The organism is Kitasatospora sp. NPDC096128, from assembly GCF_040303105.1.
Lineage (GTDB): Bacteria > Actinomycetota > Actinomycetes > Streptomycetales > Streptomycetaceae > Kitasatospora.
On sequence record NZ_JBEOSP010000026.1, the window covers coordinates 25,792 to 43,770 of the forward strand.

At 74.4% G+C, this 17,979-nt stretch carries 19 protein-coding genes; 11 read left to right on the forward strand and 8 right to left on the reverse strand.

From position 1 onward, the window contains the following. Positions 1 to 66 precede the first annotated feature (66 nt). From ABTY61_RS26380 to ABTY61_RS26405, 6 genes are all read left to right on the forward strand, one after another. Entirely contained in the window at positions 67 to 480 is a 414-nt protein-coding gene (locus tag ABTY61_RS26380) for a roadblock/LC7 domain-containing protein (protein WP_350507556.1), read from the forward strand. Further along, positions 477 to 842, forward strand: a complete 366-nt coding sequence (locus tag ABTY61_RS26385) for a DUF742 domain-containing protein (protein ID WP_350507557.1) — start codon at positions 477 to 479, stop codon at positions 840 to 842. The genes ABTY61_RS26380 and ABTY61_RS26385 overlap by 4 nt, the downstream gene beginning before the upstream one ends. Next, entirely contained in the window at positions 820 to 1,446 is a 627-nt protein-coding gene (locus tag ABTY61_RS26390; RefSeq protein WP_350507558.1) for a GTP-binding protein, read from the forward strand. The genes ABTY61_RS26385 and ABTY61_RS26390 overlap by 23 nt, the downstream gene beginning before the upstream one ends. Next, complete coding sequence (locus tag ABTY61_RS26395) at positions 1,443 to 2,999, forward strand: cytochrome P450 (protein WP_350507559.1); 1,557 nt, start codon at positions 1,443 to 1,445, stop codon at positions 2,997 to 2,999. The genes ABTY61_RS26390 and ABTY61_RS26395 overlap by 4 nt, the downstream gene beginning before the upstream one ends. Then, on the forward strand, positions 2,963 to 4,093 hold the full coding sequence (locus ABTY61_RS26400) for a cytochrome P450 family protein (protein WP_350507560.1): 1,131 nt from the start codon (positions 2,963 to 2,965) through the stop codon (positions 4,091 to 4,093). The genes ABTY61_RS26395 and ABTY61_RS26400 overlap by 37 nt, the downstream gene beginning before the upstream one ends. Positions 4,094 to 4,218: 125 nt before the next feature. Next, positions 4,219 to 4,476, forward strand: a complete 258-nt coding sequence (locus tag ABTY61_RS26405) for a hypothetical protein (protein WP_350507561.1) — start codon at positions 4,219 to 4,221, stop codon at positions 4,474 to 4,476. A gap of 108 nt (positions 4,477 to 4,584) precedes the next feature. On the opposite strand, the gene ABTY61_RS26410 is transcribed toward ABTY61_RS26405, so the two are convergent. Together ABTY61_RS26410 and ABTY61_RS26415 are read right to left on the reverse strand one after the other, a co-directional pair. Further along, positions 4,585 to 5,394 carry an isocitrate lyase/PEP mutase family protein gene (locus ABTY61_RS26410; RefSeq protein ID WP_350507562.1) on the reverse strand — a complete coding sequence of 270 codons (810 nt, stop codon included), beginning with the start codon at positions 5,392 to 5,394 and terminating at the stop codon, positions 4,585 to 4,587. 11 nt (positions 5,395 to 5,405) lie between these two features. Then, positions 5,406 to 5,942 (reverse strand): carboxymuconolactone decarboxylase family protein, encoded by a 537-nt coding sequence (locus ABTY61_RS26415; protein ID WP_502895439.1) that lies wholly within the window; start codon positions 5,940 to 5,942, stop codon positions 5,406 to 5,408. Positions 5,943 to 6,078: 136 nt separating this feature from the next. Between ABTY61_RS26415 and ABTY61_RS26420 the strand changes: the two genes are divergently transcribed. From ABTY61_RS26420 to ABTY61_RS26435, 4 genes are all read left to right on the forward strand, one after another. Next, a complete protein-coding gene (locus ABTY61_RS26420; RefSeq protein WP_350507563.1) occupies positions 6,079 to 6,858 on the forward strand; it encodes an NRDE family protein in 780 nt (259 codons plus the stop codon). Positions 6,859 to 7,052: 194 nt separating this feature from the next. Further along, on the forward strand, positions 7,053 to 7,226 hold the full coding sequence (locus tag ABTY61_RS26425; protein WP_350507564.1) for a hypothetical protein: 174 nt from the start codon (positions 7,053 to 7,055) through the stop codon (positions 7,224 to 7,226). A 135-nt stretch (positions 7,227 to 7,361) separates the two neighbouring features. Continuing rightward, positions 7,362 to 8,279 carry an undecaprenyl-diphosphate phosphatase gene (locus tag ABTY61_RS26430; protein ID WP_350507565.1) on the forward strand — a complete coding sequence of 306 codons (918 nt, stop codon included), beginning with the start codon at positions 7,362 to 7,364 and terminating at the stop codon, positions 8,277 to 8,279. Positions 8,280 to 8,411: 132 nt separating this feature from the next. Then, positions 8,412 to 9,149 (forward strand): glucose 1-dehydrogenase, encoded by a 738-nt coding sequence (locus tag ABTY61_RS26435; RefSeq protein ID WP_350507566.1) that lies wholly within the window; start codon positions 8,412 to 8,414, stop codon positions 9,147 to 9,149. A gap of 86 nt (positions 9,150 to 9,235) precedes the next feature. Here ABTY61_RS26435 and ABTY61_RS26440 read toward each other — a convergent pair whose 3' ends face one another. Further along, a complete protein-coding gene (locus tag ABTY61_RS26440) occupies positions 9,236 to 10,132 on the reverse strand; it encodes a sigma-70 family RNA polymerase sigma factor (protein ID WP_350507567.1) in 897 nt (298 codons plus the stop codon). A 231-nt stretch (positions 10,133 to 10,363) separates the two neighbouring features. On the opposite strand from ABTY61_RS26440, the gene pdxR reads away from it, so the two are divergent. Continuing rightward, positions 10,364 to 11,806 carry a MocR-like pyridoxine biosynthesis transcription factor PdxR gene (gene pdxR / locus ABTY61_RS26445; protein ID WP_502895438.1) on the forward strand — a complete coding sequence of 481 codons (1,443 nt, stop codon included), beginning with the start codon at positions 10,364 to 10,366 and terminating at the stop codon, positions 11,804 to 11,806. Between the two features lie 72 nt (positions 11,807 to 11,878). Here pdxR and ABTY61_RS26450 read toward each other — a convergent pair whose 3' ends face one another. From ABTY61_RS26450 to ABTY61_RS26470, 5 genes are all read right to left on the reverse strand, one after another. After that, the gene (locus tag ABTY61_RS26450; RefSeq protein WP_350507569.1) at positions 11,879 to 12,124 is read right to left on the reverse strand and encodes a DUF6126 family protein; all 246 of its coding nucleotides are present in this window, start codon (positions 12,122 to 12,124) and stop codon (positions 11,879 to 11,881) included. 31 nt (positions 12,125 to 12,155) lie between these two features. Continuing rightward, on the reverse strand, positions 12,156 to 12,821 hold the full coding sequence (locus tag ABTY61_RS26455) for a helix-turn-helix domain-containing protein (protein WP_350507570.1): 666 nt from the start codon (positions 12,819 to 12,821) through the stop codon (positions 12,156 to 12,158). Positions 12,822 to 12,912: 91 nt separating this feature from the next. Beyond that, positions 12,913 to 14,646, reverse strand: coding sequence for a pyruvate dehydrogenase (locus ABTY61_RS26460; protein WP_350507571.1), 1,734 nt, complete (start codon positions 14,644 to 14,646; stop codon positions 12,913 to 12,915). Positions 14,647 to 14,821: 175 nt separating this feature from the next. Continuing rightward, entirely contained in the window at positions 14,822 to 17,227 is a 2,406-nt protein-coding gene (locus ABTY61_RS26465) for a glycoside hydrolase family 65 protein (protein WP_350507572.1), read from the reverse strand. After that, on the reverse strand, positions 17,224 to 17,973 hold the full coding sequence (locus ABTY61_RS26470) for an HAD family hydrolase (RefSeq protein ID WP_350507573.1): 750 nt from the start codon (positions 17,971 to 17,973) through the stop codon (positions 17,224 to 17,226). The genes ABTY61_RS26465 and ABTY61_RS26470 overlap by 4 nt, the downstream gene beginning before the upstream one ends. Positions 17,974 to 17,979 lie beyond the last annotated feature (6 nt).

Sequence of the window (17,979 nt, forward strand, 5' to 3'; positions counted from 1 at the left end):
GCCTCCCCCGGCTTCCCCCGTCCTCCCCGACTTCCCCCCGACGTCCCCAGCGCTCCGGAGAGTTCCATGACCACCACCCCCGATCTCGGCTGGCTGCTCGCCGACATCATCGCCGTCCCCCAGGTCCAGCACGCCGTCGTCGTCTCCAACGACGGCCTGGAGATCGGCCGCAGCACCGACATCGCCCGCGAGGACGCCGAACGGCTCGCCGCCGCCTGCTCCGGACTGCAGTCGCTGGCCCGCGGCGTCGCGACCGGCTTCGGCGGTCCCGGCAGCGCCACCCGCCAGATCATCATCGAGTACGGCGGCGGCTACCTGTTCATCGTCGCCGCCGGGGCCGGCGCCCACCTGGCCGTGGTGACCGGCGAGGCGGTCGACGCCGGGCTGGTCGCGTACCAGATGCAGGTCCTGGTCGAGCGGATCGGCACCCACCTCACCAGCCCGCCGCGGGTCGACCACGCGGCGGGGGGCCTTCGGTGAACGGGCCGGTCCGGCCCTACGTCATCACCGGCGGGCGCAGCCGCCCCACCCGCGCCGACCTGGCCATCGAGAGCCTGGTCAGCGCCCTGCCCGGACCGTTAGGGGTGCCCGAACCCCCGGCACTGCCCGAGCACGTCCTGCTCAACCGGGAGCACCGGCGCATCCTCGGGCTCTGCCACAGCCTGCTGTCCGTCGCCGAGGTGGCGGCCCACCTGGGGCTGCCGCTCGGCGTCGTCAAGGTGCTCGTCGGCGACCTCTGGGACCTCGGCGCCGTGCAGGTGCTCCCGCCCGTCCCGCAGGCCGAACGCCTGCCCACAACCCTCCTGGAAGAGGTGCTCGTTGGCCTCCGCCAACTCCGCTGAAGCCCCCGCCGGAACCCCGGCCGGGCCGCAGTACCTGCCGTCCTCGGTGCAGGGCGCGGTGAAGATCCTGGTCACCGGCCCGTTCGGGGTCGGCAAGACCACCCTGGTCGGCTCGCTCAGCGAGATCACCCCGCTGCGCACCGAGGAGACCATGACCGCCGCCAGCAGCGGCGTGGACGACCTCACCGGGCGCAGCGGCAAGACCACCACCACGGTCGCGCTGGACTTCGGCCGGATCACGCTCAACTCCCGGCTCGCGCTGTACCTGTTCGGCACCCCCGGGCAGCAGCGGTTCTGGCCGCTCTGGGACGACCTGTCGCGGGGCGCGCTCGGCGCCATCGCGATGGTCGACCTGCGCCGGCCGGACGAGAGCTTCGACGTGCTCGGCCGGCTGGAGGAGCAGCGCATCCCCTTCGCGGTGGCGGTCAACACCTTCCCGGACACCCCGAGTTACCCGGAGGAGGAGCTGCGCTCCGCGCTGGACCTGCTGCCGGAGGTGCCGATCCTGTACTGCGACGCCCGGGACCGGCGGCAGTCCTACGACCTGCTGATCGACTTCGTCGACCACCTGCACCGCAGCTCGCTGCTGGAGCTCCAGCCGTGAGCGCCCCCGAACCCCCGCGGGCCTCCGGCTGCCCGGTCGCGCACGGCACCGGGACCCCTTACGGCACCGGCCCGTACGGCAACCCGCCCGGCGCCCCGTACGGCGGCGGACTGCCCGGCGGCGGGCTACCGGTCGGCGCCCCGCTCACCCCGCTGTACGGCCAGGCCGTCGCCGACGACCCGCACGGCCTGTACGCCCGGCTGCGCGAGCGCTACGGTCCGGTCGCGCCGATCGAGCTGGAGCCCGGGGTCGAGGCCTGGCTCGTCCTCGGCTACGGCGAACTGCTCGAACTCACCCGTAACGAGGCGCTGTTCTCCAAGGACTCGCGGCACTGGCGGGTCCCCGCCGAGGGCCGGCTGGCCCCCGACTCGCGGCTCCAGCCGATGACCGCCTGGCGGCCCACCCTGCTCAACCTGGACGGCGCCGAGCACCAGCGGCTGCGCGCCGCCGTCTCGGACACCCTGGCCCAGATCGACCACCGGCAGCTGCGCGAGACCACCGAGGCCGCCGCCAACGGCCTGATCGACAGCTGGGGCCCGGACGGCACCGCCGACCTGATCGGCCAGTACGCCCGCGCGCTGCCGCTGCTGGTCTCCACCCAGCTGATCGGCCTGTCCCCCGCCAGCGGGCCCCGGATGATCGAGCTGATCAGCCACTTCGTCGACAGCGGGCTCGAATCGGTGCGTGCCGCCGGGGAGTTCCAGACCATCCTGAGCGAACTGGTCCGGCACCGCCGCGCCGCCCCCGATGCCGACCTGACCTCCTGGCTGCTCGCCCACCCGGCCGCGCTGACCGACGAGGAGGCTGCGCACCACCTGGTGGTGATGATGGTCGCCGGCAACGAGACCTGCATCAACTGGATCGGCAACACCCTGCGGCTGCTGCTCACCGACCGCCGCTTCCGGGCCACCCTGACCGGCGGGCGGCTGACCGTCTCCGACGCGCTGGAGGAGGTCCTCTGGCGCGACCCGCCGACCCAGAACTTCCCGGGCCGCTGGGCCACCGGCGACACCGTGCTCGGCGGCCAGTACATCAACGCCGGCGACATGCTGGTGCTCGGCCTGGCCGCGGCCAACGCCGACCCGGCCGCCCAGGGCTCCGCCTCGGCCGCCCAGGGCTCGCTCGGCGGCAACCGGGCCCACCTCGCCTGGGGCGCGGGCCGGCACGTCTGCCCGGCCCAGCACCCGGCCCGGATCATCGTCGAGACCGCGATCGAGACCCTGCTGCACCGCCTGCCGGACCTCCAACTTGCCGTACCGCCGGGCGAGTTGGCCTGGCGGCCGTCGCCGTGGTCGCGGGCCCTGGTCGCCCTTCCGGTGCTGTACAGCGCCTTCACCCCGCCCCGCCCGCCAGCCCCCGAGAGGCCCGCATGGACACCGCCGACGACTCCCACGGCCCCCGCCCCGAGCCCGTCCGGCCCGACCCCGTCCGGTCCGCCCCCGTCCGGCTCGACCCCTTCGGGCGCGACCAGCACGGGGAGAACGCCCGGCTCCGGGCAGCCGGCCCGGCCGTCCTGGTGGAGCTCCCTGGCGGGGTGGTGGTCTGGGCGGTAACCCACCACGACACCCTCCAGGCGCTGCTCGCCGACCCCCGGGTCGGCAAGAACCCCCAGCTGTGGACCACCTTCCGGGAGGGCCGGCTGCCGTACGGCTGGCCGCTGCTCAACTTCGTCGCAGTGCCCGGCATGATCACCGCCGACGGCGAGGACCACAAGCGGCTGCGCGGCCTGGTCAGCCAGGCCTTCACCCCGCGCCGGATAGCCGCCCTGGCCCCCGCGATCGAGGCCCGGACCCTCGCCCTGCTAGACGAAGTCGCCCGGCTGGAGGGCGAGTTCGACCTGCGCGAGCACTTCGCCTACCCGCTGCCGATGCAGGTGATCGGCGAACTGCTCGGCCTCGCGGCGGAGCAGCAGCACGAACTGCACGAGCTCTCCGACACCCTGGTCTCCAGCTCCGCCACCCCCGAGGCGGCCCTCGCCGCCCAGCGGGACCTCAACGCACTGCTGGCCTCGGTGGTCGCCGCCAAGCGGGCGGTGCCCGGCGACGACCTCACCACCGACCTGATCGCCGTCCGCGAGGCCGGGGACGGAAACGGGGACGGGGACGGGGACGGGCTCAGCGAGGCCGAACTCGTCGGCACCCTGCTGCTGATGCTGGTCGCCGGGCACGAGACCACGCTCAACCTGATCACCAACGCGGTCCGGGCCCTGCTCGCCCACCCCGACCAGCTGCGGCTGGTGCTGGACGGCGCGCAGCCGTGGTCCGCAGTGGTGGAGGAGACGCTGCGCTACGACTCACCGGTCGGCCAGTTCCCGCTGCGCTACGCGAGCGAGGACATCGAGGTCGGCAACGTGGTGATCCACCGCGGCGAAGCCCTGCTCGCCTCGTACGCCGCGGCCGGACGCGACGCCGGGCACTACCCGGACGCCGACCGCTTCGACCTCACCCGGCAGCCCGCCCGGCACCTGTCGCTCGGGCACGGCCCGCACTTCTGCCTCGGCTCGGGGCTGGCCCGGCTGGAGGCGGAGACGGCGCTGCGGCACCTGTTCGGACGGTTCCCGGCGCTGGCCCTGGCGGAGGGCGAACGGCCGGAGCCGATCGGCTCGTTCGTGAGCAACAGCGTGCGGACGCTGCGGGTGACGGTCTGAGGGGGACGGCCTGAGGAGGGGAACGGTCTGCGGGGAACGGCCTGCGGAGGGGCGACGGCGGCGGTGGCAGGGTGACGCTCGCCGTCACCCGGTTACCTGAGGGCCGCCCGGTCGTTCGGCAGGGCATGAAGAAACTCGCCACCCTCGCCGCCCTCACCATGGCGGGCCTCGCCCTCGCCGTCCCGGCGGCCTCCGCCGCCAGCCAGACCGCCAGCTCGCCGGACGCCACCGGCGGCCTCACGGACGGTCTCACCCTCTCCCCCGCCGACCTGGCCCTGCAGACCGCGGGCAAGCTCCCGGTGGTCGGGCACACCGCCGACGAGGTGGAGGCCATCGGCACCAACCAGATGTCCCACCCGGGGCTCAGCGGGCAGATCGGCTGACCGTCCGCCGCCCCGGGGCACCCCGACGGGCGGCGGAGCGGGCGGCTGACCGACCCCCGTCCGGCCGGCCGCCCGCTCCCGCCCCTCAGGGGGTCCGGCCCGGCACGCTCAGCCCGTGAAGAGGCCGTTGAGCTCCGGGTAGGTCAGCCCGCCATCCAGGGAGGTGTACGTGCCGCTCGCGTACACCTCCTCGGCCGCCCGGCGGACCGCCGCGTACGCGATCTTGGCCAGGCCCGGGCCCAGGCTGATCCGGGCCACGCCCAGCTTCGCCAGCCCGGCGACCGAGGGGGAGCCCGGCGCCGCCAGCACGTTCAGCGGGACCGGGACGGCCGCGACCAGGGCCGCGATGGTCTCCGGGTCGTCGACGCCGGGGACGAACACGCCGTCCGCTCCCGCCTCGACGTACGCCCGCAGCCGGCGGACCGACTCGTCCAGCCGGCCCTCCGGCTCGCCGATGCCGTGCAGGAAGACGTCGGTGCGGGCGTTCACGAACAGCGGGACGCCCGCCGCGTCGGCCGCCGCCCGGGCCGCCGCGACCCGCTCCGCGGCCTGCTCCGGGGCGTGGTCCGCGTCCTCCAGGTTCACCCCGACCGCGCCGGTGGCGAGCAGCGCGGCGACCGTCTCGCCGACCCCGGCCGGGGTGTCCGCGTAGCCGCTCTCCAGGTCCGCGGAGACCGGCAGCTCGACCGAGCGGACCACGTCCGCGGTGCGCGCCAGCACCTGCTCGCGGTCGGCGCCGCCGCCGTCCGCGCTGCCGAGCGACCAGGACACACTCGCACTGGCCGTCGCCAGCGCCCGTGCCCCGGCGACGGCCACCAGCCGGGCGCTCGCGGCGTCCCACACATTGGCCAGCACCAGCGGCTCGCCCGGACGGTGCAACTCCCGGAGCAGCCGGGCCTTCTCCCGCTGGGTGGTCATCGCTGCCCCGCTCACTTCGCGGCCGGGCTCATGCGGGTGGACACGCCGATCCGGTTCCACGCGTTGATGGTGGCGATCAGCGCGATCAGCTGGGCCAGTTCGGCCTGCTCGAAGTGCGCGGCGGCCTCGGCGTACACGGCGTCCGGCACGTGGCCCTGGGTCAGCAGGGTGACCGACTCGGTGAGGGCCAGGGCGGCGCGCTCGCGGGCGGTGAACCAGGGGGTCTCGCGCCAGGCGGGGAGGGAGACCAGGCGGTGGTCCTGCTCGCCGTTCTTGCGGGCGTCGGTGGCGTGCATGTCGATGCAGAAGGCGCAGCCGTTGATCATCGAGGCGTGCACCTTGACCAGCTCGGCGAGGACCGGGTCCAGGCCCTGCCGGGAGGCTCGGTCCACGGCGATCATGGCCTGGTAGAACTCGGGGGCCAGTCGCGGCATCTGCAGGCGCTGCTCGGGGGCGGGCACGGGGGTGCCGGAGGGGTCGGCTGCGGCCCCGTTCGTGCGGGCGGTCTCGTTCGTCGTCTCGTTCGTCGTCACGTTCGTCGTCACGATGGCCAGCCTAGGAGCCCACTGGCCCGCGCCCCTGGTGCATTCGGCCGGCGTTTCCTTGGGCCACTTCCGGTGCACGAACAGGCGTGCGAGGATCGCTGGTGGATCTCCGCACGAAGGGGTCAGGGGGAACACGACCGTGTGCACGGCGTTCATCAGCATCGAGCCGGAGGCAGCGGTACCGGTACTGCTGCTCTCCGTCCGGGACGAGTACCTCGGACGCGCCTGGCTGCCACCGGACCGCCACTGGCCGCAGCGGCCCGAACTGCTCGGCGGACTGGACCTCGCGGCCGGCGGCACCTGGCTGGCCGTCGACCCCACCCGGCGCACCGCCGCCTGCCTGCTGAACGGCTTCGGCCCGCCCGCCCCCGCCGACACCCGGCTCAGCCGCGGCGAACTGCCGCCCACCGCCGTCCGCGAGGGCGGGATCGGCCACCTCGACCTCACCCCGTACGACCCCTTCCACCTCGTGCAGGTCCGCCCCGACGGCGCCCGGGTCAGCAGTTGGGGCGGCGGGCGGCTCGACGAGCACGAACTGCCCACCGGGCTCAGCGTGGTGGTCAACGACGGGCTGGAGGGCCTGGCCGCCAACCGCACCGCCTCCGAGCGGATCCGCTCGCTGATGGCCGCCCGCGCCGACCACTTCCGGGCCCGCTTCCGCGCCGAACCCCGGCCGCGGCCCACCGCCGACGGCCCGACCGGACGGGCCTGGGGCGGCTGGCTGCCGATCGTCACCGGCGACGGGCTGGCGCCGGACGAGGACGCCGCGCTGATCCAGCGACGGGACTTCGGCGACGGGCGGATCTGGGGCTCCTCCTCGATCTCCCTGCTGGCGCTCGGACCGGAGCTGCTGCGCTACGACTTCGCGACCGCGCCGGTGCCCGCCGACGGGTCGGGGTGGCGGCGGGTGGCGGTCTGAACCGGACGGACGTCCGTCCCGGTCGGACGTGCATCTCCGTCCGTCCCGGTCGAACATGCATCTCAGTCCGTCCCGGCCGGACGCGCATCCCGGTCGGACGTCCAGAGCAAGTCCCGGAAACGGACTTGAACCTGACGCTGCGGGAGGCGGCATCGTGGGCCTCCGTCGACCCCCGCACCCGATGGAGGACCGCGATGGAGCGCCCACCCCGCCCGTCCGCCGTACTGGCCGCCCTGCTGGCCGTCACCCTGCCGCTGCTGGGCGTCCCGCTCGCGGCGACCGCCGGCCTGCTGCTCGGCGGCGCCGTGCACCGGGCCGTGCCGAGCGGCAGCCTGCTGGGCACGGTGGCCGGCGCCCTGTTCGGGTGAACCGGCCCCGATGACGCCCGGACATACGCTCGATGAACTTCTGGAAGCAGGGCTGCCAGGCGTCTACATGCCCGTAGTAGCTTCGCCGTGGCCACCGGAATCCGGCGACCACCGACCCCCGAGCGAAGGTGCGCGATGTCCACCCTGACCTACCCGGAAGCGATAGGCGTCGGCCTGCTGCAGGGTGTGACGGAACTCTTCCCGGTCTCCAGCCTGGGCCACAGCATCCTGCTCCCGGCCGTGATCGGCGGGAAGATCCAACAGGACCTCGACATGACCGCCGACGGATCCTCCTACCTCGCCGCACTGGTCGCCCTGCACCTGGCCACCGCGCTCGCCCTGGTGGTCTTCTTCTGGCGGGACTGGGTCCGGGTGGTCGGCGGCCTGGTCAGCTCGATCCGCCACCGCCGGGTGGAGACCCGGGACGAGAAGCTCACCTGGCTGCTCATCATCTCCACCATCCCGGTCGGCGTGGCCGGCCTCGTCCTGGAGAAGGCCCTGCGGCACGCGCTCGGCAAGCCGCTGCCGGCCGCGGTCTTCCTCGCCGTCAACGGGCTGGTGCTGCTCGGCGCCGAACGGCTCAAGCGCGGCGGCAGCGGCCGCCGCCGGGCCGGGTACGCCGCCCCCGTCGACGAGCCCGGCCTCGACCCGGCGGTCGCCTCCGACGTCCGGCTGACCAAGCTCAGCTTCGGCCAGGGCGCCTGGATCGGCGCCGCCCAGATCCTGGCGCTGTTCCCCGGCATCAGCCGCTCCGGCGTCACCATGAGCGCCGGCATCCTGCGCGGACTGCACCACGAGGACGCCGCCCGGTTCTCCTTCCTGCTCGCCACCCCGGTCATCCTGGCCGCTTCGGCGCTCAAGGTGCCCGAGCTGTTCAAGCCGGAGAACTCCTCCGTCCTCGGCCCGGTCGCGGCCGGCAGCGTCGCCGCCTTCGTGGCCGGCTACATCTCGGTGCGCTTCCTCACCAAGTACTTCGAGACCCGCAGCCTGACGCCGTTCGCGGTGTACTGCTTCCTGGCCGGCCTCGGCAGCGCGGTCTACCTCTCCGTCTGAGCCCCTCTCCGTCTGAGCCCCTCGACGCCGGAGCCCCTCGACGCCGGAAATCTGCGCGCGCTGCCCGCCCGCCTCGGCGACGATGTCACCGACAGGGCAAGCGACTTCACGGTGGGAGGACAGGTGCGCAAGGTGGCCGAGGGAAGAGCGGCGGTCGTCACGGGCGGCTCGCGGGGCATCGGACGGGCGATCGTCGAACGGCTGGCGCGCGAGGGCGCGGACGTCGTCCTCGGCTACGCCACCGACCGGGCAGCCGCCGAAGCGGTGGTCGACGCGGTGGCGGCGGCCGGCGGCCGCGCCTGGGCGGTACGGGCCGACCTCGGCGAGGCGGGCGCCGCCGAGCGGCTGATGGCCGAGGCCGAGGACCGGCTCGGCGGGCTGGACATCCTGGTGAACAACGCCGCGAAGTCCTTCACGCCCACCCCGCTCGCGAACCTCGACGACACGGCCTTCGAGGCCGTCCTGGCCGTCAACACCCGCGCCGTGTTCGCCACCGTCCGCTACGCGGCCCGCCGGATGCGCGACGGCGGACGGATCGTCAACATCTCCAGCGTGAACACCGCGCGCCCCGTCCCCGGCATCGCCGCGTACGCGGCCAGCAAGGGCGCCGTCGAACAGCTCACCGCCGTCGCCGCGGCCGAACTCGGCCCGCGCGGCATCACCGTCAACACCGTCTCCCCCGGCGCCACCGACACCGACCTGCTGCGCGGCACCAACCCGCCCGAGGCGCTCGACCGGGTCGCGGCGATGACCCCGCTGCGCCGCCTCGGACAGCCCGAGGACATCGCCGACGTGGTCGCCTTCCTGGCCGGGCCGGACGCCCGCTGGATCACCGGGCAGAACCTCCGGGCCACCGGCGGCCTGGGCTGACCGGCCGCTGACCGACGCCTGACCGACGCCTGATCGACGACAGCCCTCGGGCCGTCCGGCGAACTGCCGGACGGCCCGAGGGCGTTCTAGGCACCGAGCCCCAGCGCGGCCAGGCGGGCCGGGTCGGTGAGGATGTCCAGGCCGGTGATCCGGCCCCGGTGGATCGTGAAGGACATGACCGACAGCGGACGGCCCCCGGCGAAGGACACCACCCCCGGCGAGCCGTTGACCAGCACCAGGCGCCCGTCGGCGGCGAACCGGGCGAAGGCGATCGCCTGGGCGGCGACGTCCGCCGCGCCCCGGCGCAGCACGCTCGGCACCAGCGTGCCGCCGTCGGAGCGGGCCACCACCTCCGGGTCGAGCACCGTCAGCAGGGCGTCGAAGTCGCCGCCCCGGGAGGCGGCCAGGAAGGCCTCCACCACCCCGCGCTTGAGACCGTCGTCGGTGTCGGCCGCCGGGGTGGCGCCCTGCACCCGGCGGCGGGCGCGGCTGGCCAGTTGCCGGGTCGAGGCGGCGGTCCGGCCGAGCACCTCGGCGATCCCGTCGAAGGGCACGTCGAACATGTCGTGCAGCACGAAGGCCACCCGCTCCACCGGGGAGAGCGTCTCCAGCACCACCATCAGCGCGATCCCCACCGAGTCGGCGACCAGGATCTCGTGCACCGGGTCCGGCGTCGCCGGCCCGCTCACCACCGGGTCCGGCAGCCGCACCTGCCCGTCCTGCTCGGGCAGCGGGTCCTCCCGCCGGGAGGCCCGGGACCGCAGCTGGTCCAGGCACACCCGGCCGACCACGGTGGTCAGCCAGGCCCCGAGGTTGCGCACCCCGTCCGTGTCGCTGCGGCTCAGCTTGAGCCATGCCTCCTGGACGGCGTCCTCCGCCTCGGCCACCGAGCCGAGCATCCGGTAGGCCACTGAGCGCAGTTGGGGCCGCTCGGCCTCGAACCGTGCGGCCAGCAGCTCCGTTCGGGAGATTTCCCCGCTCATCTGTCACATCCTCGCGTCGGGATCCGTCGAACCGGTGACGGACACCGCCCACCCCGAGCACCCGGCAGCCCCAGCAACCCCGGGAGCCCCGAGAACCCCGCCCCGATTCTGCCGGACCCGACGGAGGGCAGCCACCGCCTCGACCACTTCGACACCTCGACACGGAGCGCCCGCCGCCCCGCCCGAAGCCGCGCCCGGAGCCGCGCCCGGAGCCGCGCCCGACAGGCGAGAATGGGGCCCGTGAACGGCTCCTGGACCTCCTTCGGCGGCGATCTGCATCTGGACCTCACCGAGCGGCGCGGTGCCGGCGCGGGCCTGCGGGCGGCGCTGGAGGACGCGCTGCGCGAGGCGGTGCAGGACGGACGGCTGGCGCCCGGTACCCGGCTGCCGTCCTCCCGGGCGCTCGGCGAGGACCTCGGGATCGCCCGCAACACGGTGGTGGAGGCGTACGGGCAGCTCACCGCCGAAGGGTGGCTCAGCTCGCGACAGGGGTCCGGCACCACCGTCGCGCGCCGGGCCGTGCCGGTGCGGGGCGAGCGGTCCGCACCGGCCGGGGGTCCGCACCGGAGCGTGCGGCACGACCTGATGCCGGGGCGGCCCGACCTCTCGCTCTTCCCCCGCACCGCGTGGCTGGCCGCCGCCCGCCGCGCCCTCGCCACCGCCCCGCACGAGGCGCTCGGCTACGGCGGCCCGCTCGGCCGGATCGAGCTGCGCGAGGCGCTCACCCACTACCTGGCCCGGGTCCGCGGGGTCCGCACCGACCCGGAGCACCTGCTGATCTGCAGCGGCTTCCAGCAGGGCCTCGCCCTGCTGTGCGCGGCACTGCGCGAGCGCGGGGCCCGGTCGCTCGCGGTGGAGGGGTACGGGCTGCCGCCGCAGCACGCCGTGGTGCGGGCCGCCGGGCTGGCCACCGTCCCGCTGCCGCTGGACTGCGAGGGCGCGCTGGTCGACCGGCTGGACGCCGGCTCCGCCGCCGCCCTGCTCACCCCCGCCCACCAGTACCCCACCGGTGCGCCGCTGTCCGCCGACCGGCGGGCGGCCGCGGTGCGGTGGGCGCGCGAGCAGGACCGGTACGTGGTCGAGGACGACTACGACGGCGAGTTCCGCTACGACCGGCAACCGCTCGGCGCGATGCAGGCGCTCGACCCGGAGCGGGTGGTGTACGCGGGCACCGCCGCCAAGAGCCTGGCCCCGGGCCTGCGGCTGGCCTGGCTGGCCCTGCCGGACGCGCTGGTCGAACCGGTGGCCCGGCTGAAGGTGCTGGCCGACACGATGTCCCCGGTGCTCGACCAGCTGACCCTGGCCGAGCTGATGACCTCGGGGACGTACGACCGGCACGTGCGGCGGTGCCGGCTGCACTACCGGCGCCGCCGGGACCGGCTGGTGGCCGCGCTCGCCGAGCACGCCCCGCGGGTGCGGGTCACCGGCATCGCGGCCGGTCTGCACGCTGTCGTTCAACTCCCGCCCGGCTCCACGCCGGAGGCCGAACTGCTGGCCCGCGCCGAGGCCGCCGGGCTGGCCCTCAGCGGCCTCGCCTGGCACCGCGCCGACCCGGAGGTGCCGGGGACGGCGGAGGAGGACGGTCCCGCGCTGGTGATCGGCTACGGGACCCCGCCGGAGCACGCCTTCCCGGCGGCCCTGGGGGCCCTCTGCGGGGTGCTCCGCGGGGCCTGAGGGGCCTCGAGGGGCCTTGAGGGGCTGACCATGTCCGGGCGGGCGCCCGGCAGGAGGGTCCGGAGGGTCCACCTACTTGTTGCGGCTGCCCAGTTCGAACAGCAGCATGATGAAGCCGGCGAAGGCGTGGATCCCCGCGGTGTAGATGACCAGGCGGAGGTAGACCCGCTTGTTGGCCCACTTGCCGGCGTCCATGGTCTTCGGGCCGGCTGCGGTGTCGGCGGCTCCGACGGGAACGGCACCGACGGGAACGGCACCGACGGGGACGGCACCGGTGGCGGTGTCGGCAGTGGTGCCGGTGGTGGTGGGATCGGCCATGGTGATCTCCTCCGGGTGGTCCGACGGCAGGTCAGTGGCTCGCGGCGGGTCCGCCGCCGAGGCAGAGTTCGCCGCCGGGGCTCTGCAACAGGGTGTGGATGAAGAGCAGTTCGACGCCGGTGTCGGATTCGGCGGCGATGCAGTGCGGGGTGAGCGAGTCGTAGTGGGCGGAGTCGCCGGGGGCGAGGTGGTGCACGCGGTCGCCGAGGGTGACCTTCAGCTCCCCGCGCAGGACGTACAGCCACTCCTCGCCGGGGTGGACCCGGACCACCGCGTCCTGGACGCCCGGCGGGACGTGCACCCGCAGGGCCTGCATGGCGCGGCCGGGGGCACCGGCCCGGCGGTAGCCCCAACCCCCGGCCCGGCCGGGCTCGATGGCGCCGCCGCGGACCACCGGGTCCGGTTCGGCCATGGTCTCGCCGAGCAGCCCGGAGACCGAGGTGCCGTAGGCGCGGGCGAGGCCGAGCAGGACGGGCAGCGAGGGCTGTCGACGGCCGGTTTCCAGCCGGGACAGATAGGCTGGGGAGAGGCCGACCCGGCCCGCGGCGACCTCCAGGGTGAGCCGGCTGCTGAGCCGGTGCTCACGGAGGCGGGCGGCGAGGCCGGCGACCTCCTGGTCGTCGATCTGCCGGCCGTCGGACTGCCGGTCGTCGGACTGCCGGCCGTCGGCGGGGGTGCCGGTGGAGCTGCTGGTCATGTGACCAGTGGACACCCGCCGTGCCGTCGGGGCAAGAATTTTGCCTCTGGGGCAAACCGTCGGAGCCGGTCCGGATCCGGCCCCGCCCCGCTCACGGCCGCGGGACGTTGCGCAGGTTGCTGCGCGCCAGGTCGACCATCCGCCCGACCCCGCCCGACAGCACCGTCTTCCCGGCCGCCAGCGCGAAGCCCTTCACCTGGGCGGCGGTGATCCGCGGCGGGATGGACAGCGCGTTGGGGTCGGTGACCACGTCCACCAGCACCGGTCCGGGCCGCTCCAGCGCTTCCACCAGCACCTCCCGGACCCGGGCCGGCTCGGTGACCCGCTTGGCCTGGATGCCCATCGCCCGGGCGATGCCCGCGTAGTCCACGTCCCCGTTGTCGATCTCGGACTCCGGGTAGCCGGAGACCAGCATCTCCAGCTTGATCATGCCGAGCGCGCCGTTGTTGAAGACCACCGTCTTCACCGGCAGCCGGTACTTGGCCACCGTGAGCAGCTCGCCGAGCAGCATGCCGATCCCGCCGTCGCCCGCCATCGCGACCACTTGCCGTCCGGGGCAGGCGAGTTGGGCGCCGATCGCGTGCGGGAGGGCGTTCGCCATCGAGCCGTGCAGGAAGGAGCCGATCACCCTGCGGCGGCCGTTGGGCTGGAGGTAGCGGGCGGCCCAGACGTTGTTCATGCCGGTGTCGACCGTGAACACCGCGTCCTCGGCGGCGACTTCGTCCAGCACCGAGGCGACGTACTCGGGGTGGATCGGCAGGTGCTTCTCGATGTCCCGGGTGTAGGCGCCGACCACGTCCTCCAGCGACTTGCAGTGCTTGCGCAGCATGCCGTCCAGGAAGGACCGGTCCGGCTTCGCGTCCAGCAGCGGCAGGACGGCCCGCAGGGTGGCCGCGACGTCGCCGTGCACGGCCAGCTCCAGCGCGGTGCGCCGGCCCAGCCGGGTCGCGTCGTGGTCGACCTGGACGGTGTGCGCCTGCGGCAGGAAGGAGTCGTACGGGAAGTCGGTGCCGAGCAGCAGTACCAGGTCGGCGGAGTGCAGCGCCTCGTGGCAGGCGCCGTAGCCGAGCAGGCCGCTCATCCCGACGTCGTACGGGTTGTCGTACTGGATCCACTCCTTGCCGCGCAGCGAATGCCCGACCGGCGCGTTCAGCGCCTCGGCGACCGCCATCACCTCGGCGTGCGCCCCGCGCACCCCGGCGCCGCAGAACAGGGCGACCCGGCGGGCCGCGTTCAGCAGCCGGGCCAGCTCCTGCACCTGGGACCAGGGCGGCGCGGCCACGGCCTGCTCGGTGAGGAAGTGGCTGCTGCCGGTCGGCCCGGCGGCGGGGAGGGCGGCGACGTCCCCGGGGAAGGCCAGCACGGAGACGCCGTGCGAGCCGAGCGCGTGCTGGATCCCGACCCGCAGCAGCCGGGGCAGCTGGGCGGGGGTGGAGAGCATCTCGCACCAGTTGCTGCAGTCGGTGAACACCCGCTCGGGGTGGGTCTCCTGGAAGAAGCCGGTGCCGATCTGCCCGGACGGGATGTGCGAGGCGAGCGCGAGCACCGGCAGGCCGCTGCGCTGGGCGTCGTAGAGGCCCTGGATCAGGTGGGTGTTGCCGGGGCCGCAGGAGCCGGCACAGACCGCGAGGCGGCCGCTGAGCTCGGCCTCGGCGGCGGCCGCGAAGGCGCCGGCCTCCTCGTTGCGCACGTGCACCCAGCCGATGCCGTCCGCCCGGCGGATCGCGTCCACCACGGGGTTGAGGCTGTCGCCGACCACGCCGTAGACCCGCTCCACCCCGGCCTGCCGGAGCACCTCCACCATCTGTTCGGCCACGGTCGCCACGGGTGCTCCCCTTCGCCGGGCGCCGGGCGTCAGCCGGGCGCCGGTTGTCACAGGACGTGCCCACCCTCCGGCGCGGGGGCCCGCTCCGCATCCGGAGCGGGCCCGAACAGGCGAGCGGCCGGCCCGGCCACTGCGGTGCAGGACGGCTCGGCCACTCCGCCGCCGGCAGGCCCGGCTACTCCGCCGCCAGGTGGTCATGCTGGCCGAGCTTCCCGGCGGCCAGGCCCGCCTGGGGCTGGCGGCGGGCCGGTTCGCGGCCCGGGGGCTGGATGCAGCGCTCCTGGGCGGGCGGGGCGGTGGTGGGCAGGGTGACCGGGGAGCCGGCCTTGACCTGGACCGTCTCGCCGTCGTGCCGCAGGTGGATCACCTCGCCCCGGCGCAGGGTGTAGGTGGTGCCGTCGTGGGCGATCCGGACGCCGAGCAGGTGGCCGCGGACCAGCAGCGAGAAGCTCAGCTTCATCAGCCCGGAGGGCAGCCGGGGCCGGAAGTCGAGCGTCTCGCCGTGGTCGCGCAGCCCGCCGAAGCCGGCCACCAGGGCGATGCAGGCCCCGGCGAGCGAAGCCATGTGCAGGCCGTCGCGGGTGTTGCCGCCGAGGTCGTGGAGGTCCATCAGCGCCGCCTCGGCCGTGTAGTCGTAGGCGAGGTCGAGCTGGCCGACCTCGGCGGCGATCACGGCCTGGGTGCAGGCGGAGAGCGAGGAGTCGCGGACGGTGAGCCGCTCGTAGTAGGCGAAGTTGCGGGCCTTCTGCTCGTCGGTGAAGGCATCGCCGCGGACCTGCATGGCGAGCACCAGGTCGGCCTGCTTGACCACCTGCTTCCGGTACAGGTCGAAGTACGGGTAGTGCAGCAGCAGCGGGTACTTCTCCGGCGGGGTGGACTCGAAGTCCCACACCTGGTGGTGGGTGAAGCCGTCGGCCTGGGGGTGGACGCCCAGGTCCTCGTCGTACGGGACGTACATCGCGGCGGCGGCGTCGCGCCAGGCGGCGGTCTCCTCGGTGTCCACGCCGAGCGCGTCCGCCTCGCGCGGGTGGCGGACGGCGGCCTCGGCGGCGGCGCGCAGGTTCGTCTGCGCCATCAGGTTGGTGTAGACGTTGTTGTCGGCGACGGCGCTGTACTCGTCCGGACCGGTGACGCCTTCGATCCGGAACTTCCCGGCGCTGTCGTGGTGGCCGAGCGAGCGCCACATCCGGGCGGTCTCCACCAGGAGTTCGAGGCCGTAGTCGCGCTCGAACTCCGCGTCCCCGCTGGCCCGGACGTAGCGGGCGACCGCGGCGGCGATGTCGGCGCCGATGTGGAAGGCCGCGGTGCCGGCCGGCCAGTACCCGGAGCACTCCTCGCCGCGGATCGTCCGCCAGGGGAACACGGCTCCGGACAGGCCGAGTTGGGCCGCGCGTTCGCGGGCGAGCGGGAGCGTGGTGTGCCGCCAGCGCAGCGCCTGGTTGACGGCGCCGGGCAGGCAGTAGGTGAGCACCGGCAGGACGAAGGTCTCGGTGTCCCAGAAGCTGTGCCCGTCGTACCCCGGGCCGGTCAACCCCTTGGCGGGGATGGCGCGTTCCTCGCTGCGGGCGCCGGCCTGCAGCACGTGGAAGACGGCGAACCGGACGGCCTGCTGGAGTTCGACGTCGCCCTCGATCTCGACGTCGCTGGTCTCCCAGAACTCCCTGAGGTAGTCGGCCTGTTCGGCGACCAGCCCGTCCCAGCCGGTGTAGCGGGCGGCGTTCAGCGCGGCCTCGACCTGGTCCCGGACGGCGGGCAGCGAGCGGGTGCCGGACCAGCCGTAGGACATGAACTTGACCAGCCGCAGCCGCTGTCCGGGGGCGAGCACGGTGGTGACGCTGATCCGGCAGTGGTCGGCCTCGGCCTCGGCGACGGTGTCGAGCCGTTCCGGACCCTCGATGACGTGGTCCATTCCGGCGGCGACCCGGATGCCGCTGAACCGGGTGCGGTGCACCAGGACGGCCTTGGTGCCGCTCGCGTGGTGCGCCTCGGCCTGCAGCGGCGCCTCCAGCACGGCGGCGGCGCGCGGATCGCCCTCCGGGCCGCCGGGCAGCTGCTCGTTGGCGACCAGCTCGGACTGGAGCACGATCCGCACCGGCCCGTCCACCGCCTCGACGGTGTACTCCACGGCGGCGATGGCCCGTTGGGTGAGCGAGACCAGCCGGGAGGAGCGCACCCGGATGGTCCGCCCGGCCGGGGAGGTCCATTCGCAGTCGCGGTGCAGCAGGCCCTCGCGGAAGTCCAACCAGCGGGTGTGGCTGACCAGTTCGCCGTAGCGCAGGTCGAAGGGCTCGTCGTCCACCAGCAACCGGATGATCTTGCCGTTGGTGATGTTGATGACGCTCTGGCTGGACTCCGGGTAGCCGTAGCCGCCCTCGCCGTACGGCAGCGGACGCAGTTCGAAGACGCCGTTGAGGTAGGTGCCGGGCAGGCCGTGCGGCTCGCCCTCGTCCAGGTTGGCACGCAGGCCGATGTGGCCGTTGGAGAGCGCGAAGACGGACTCGGCGCGGGCCAACGCGTCCTGGTCCACGCCGTGTTCGGTGACCTGCCAGGGGTCGATGGCGAAGTTGTCGGCAGGACTCATCGCTCGTCTTCCCCCAGCAGCTCGGCGAGGTCGTCGACGACCACGGTGGCGCCGTCGCGGCGCAGTTCGGCGGCCTGCCCGGTGCGGTTGACCCCGACCACCGCGCCGAAGCCGCCGGCCCGGCCGGAGGCGACCCCGGCCAGCGCGTCCTCGAAGACGGCGGCGTGCGCGGGTTCGACGCCGAGCTCCCGGGCGGCGTACAGGTAGGTGTCCGGGGCGGGCTTGCCGGGCAGGGACCGCTGCTTGGCGACCACGCCGTCCACGATCACGTCGAAGAGGTCCAGGATGCCCGCCGAGCGCAGCACGTCCCGGCAGTTGGCGCTGGAGGAGACCACCGCGCGGGGCAGTCCCAGCGCGCGCAGCCGGTGCACGTAGGCGACCGAGCCGTCGTACGGGGCGACGCCCTGCTCGCGGATCAGCCGCAGCACGGTGTCGTTCTTGGCCCGGCTTACGCCCTGCACGCTACGGGTGTTCGGCGGGTCGTCCTCGGTGCCCTCGGGGAGGTCGATGCCCCGGCTGTGCAGGAAGGCGCGGGTGCCGTCCAGCCGCGGGCGGCCGTCCACGTAGGTGTCGTAGTCGGTGACGGCGTCGAAGGGGACGAACGGACCGCCGGTACGGGCGGATTCGGCGCGCAGGAAGGCGTCGAAGGTGTCCTTCCAGGCCGCGGCGTGCACCGTGGCGGTCTGGGTGAGCACCCCGTCGAGGTCGAAGAGGAAAGCGCGGATGTCGTCCGGTAGCCCCAGCATGGGTGC

What these genes read in the sequence shown, in the direction of transcription:
- ABTY61_RS26380 (WP_350507556.1), top strand. Translation starts at nt 67, where the DNA reads ATGACCACCACCCCCGATCTCGGCTGGCTGCTCGCCGACATCATCGCC.
- ABTY61_RS26405 (WP_350507561.1), top strand. Translation starts at nt 4,219, where the DNA reads ATGAAGAAACTCGCCACCCTCGCCGCCCTCACCATGGCGGGCCTCGCC.
- ABTY61_RS26410 (WP_350507562.1), bottom strand. Translation starts at nt 5,394, where the DNA reads ATGACCACCCAGCGGGAGAAGGCCCGGCTGCTCCGGGAGTTGCACCGT.
- ABTY61_RS26425 (WP_350507564.1), top strand. Translation starts at nt 7,053, where the DNA reads ATGGAGCGCCCACCCCGCCCGTCCGCCGTACTGGCCGCCCTGCTGGCC.
- ABTY61_RS26430 (WP_350507565.1), top strand. Translation starts at nt 7,362, where the DNA reads ATGTCCACCCTGACCTACCCGGAAGCGATAGGCGTCGGCCTGCTGCAG.
- ABTY61_RS26440 (WP_350507567.1), bottom strand. Translation starts at nt 10,132, where the DNA reads ATGAGCGGGGAAATCTCCCGAACGGAGCTGCTGGCCGCACGGTTCGAG.
- pdxR (WP_502895438.1), top strand. Translation starts at nt 10,364, where the DNA reads ATGGGGCCCGTGAACGGCTCCTGGACCTCCTTCGGCGGCGATCTGCAT.
- ABTY61_RS26450 (WP_350507569.1), bottom strand. Translation starts at nt 12,124, where the DNA reads ATGGCCGATCCCACCACCACCGGCACCACTGCCGACACCGCCACCGGT.
- ABTY61_RS26455 (WP_350507570.1), bottom strand. Translation starts at nt 12,821, where the DNA reads ATGACCAGCAGCTCCACCGGCACCCCCGCCGACGGCCGGCAGTCCGAC.
- ABTY61_RS26465 (WP_350507572.1), bottom strand. Translation starts at nt 17,227, where the DNA reads ATGAGTCCTGCCGACAACTTCGCCATCGACCCCTGGCAGGTCACCGAA.
- ABTY61_RS26470 (WP_350507573.1), bottom strand. Translation starts at nt 17,973, where the DNA reads ATGCTGGGGCTACCGGACGACATCCGCGCTTTCCTCTTCGACCTCGAC.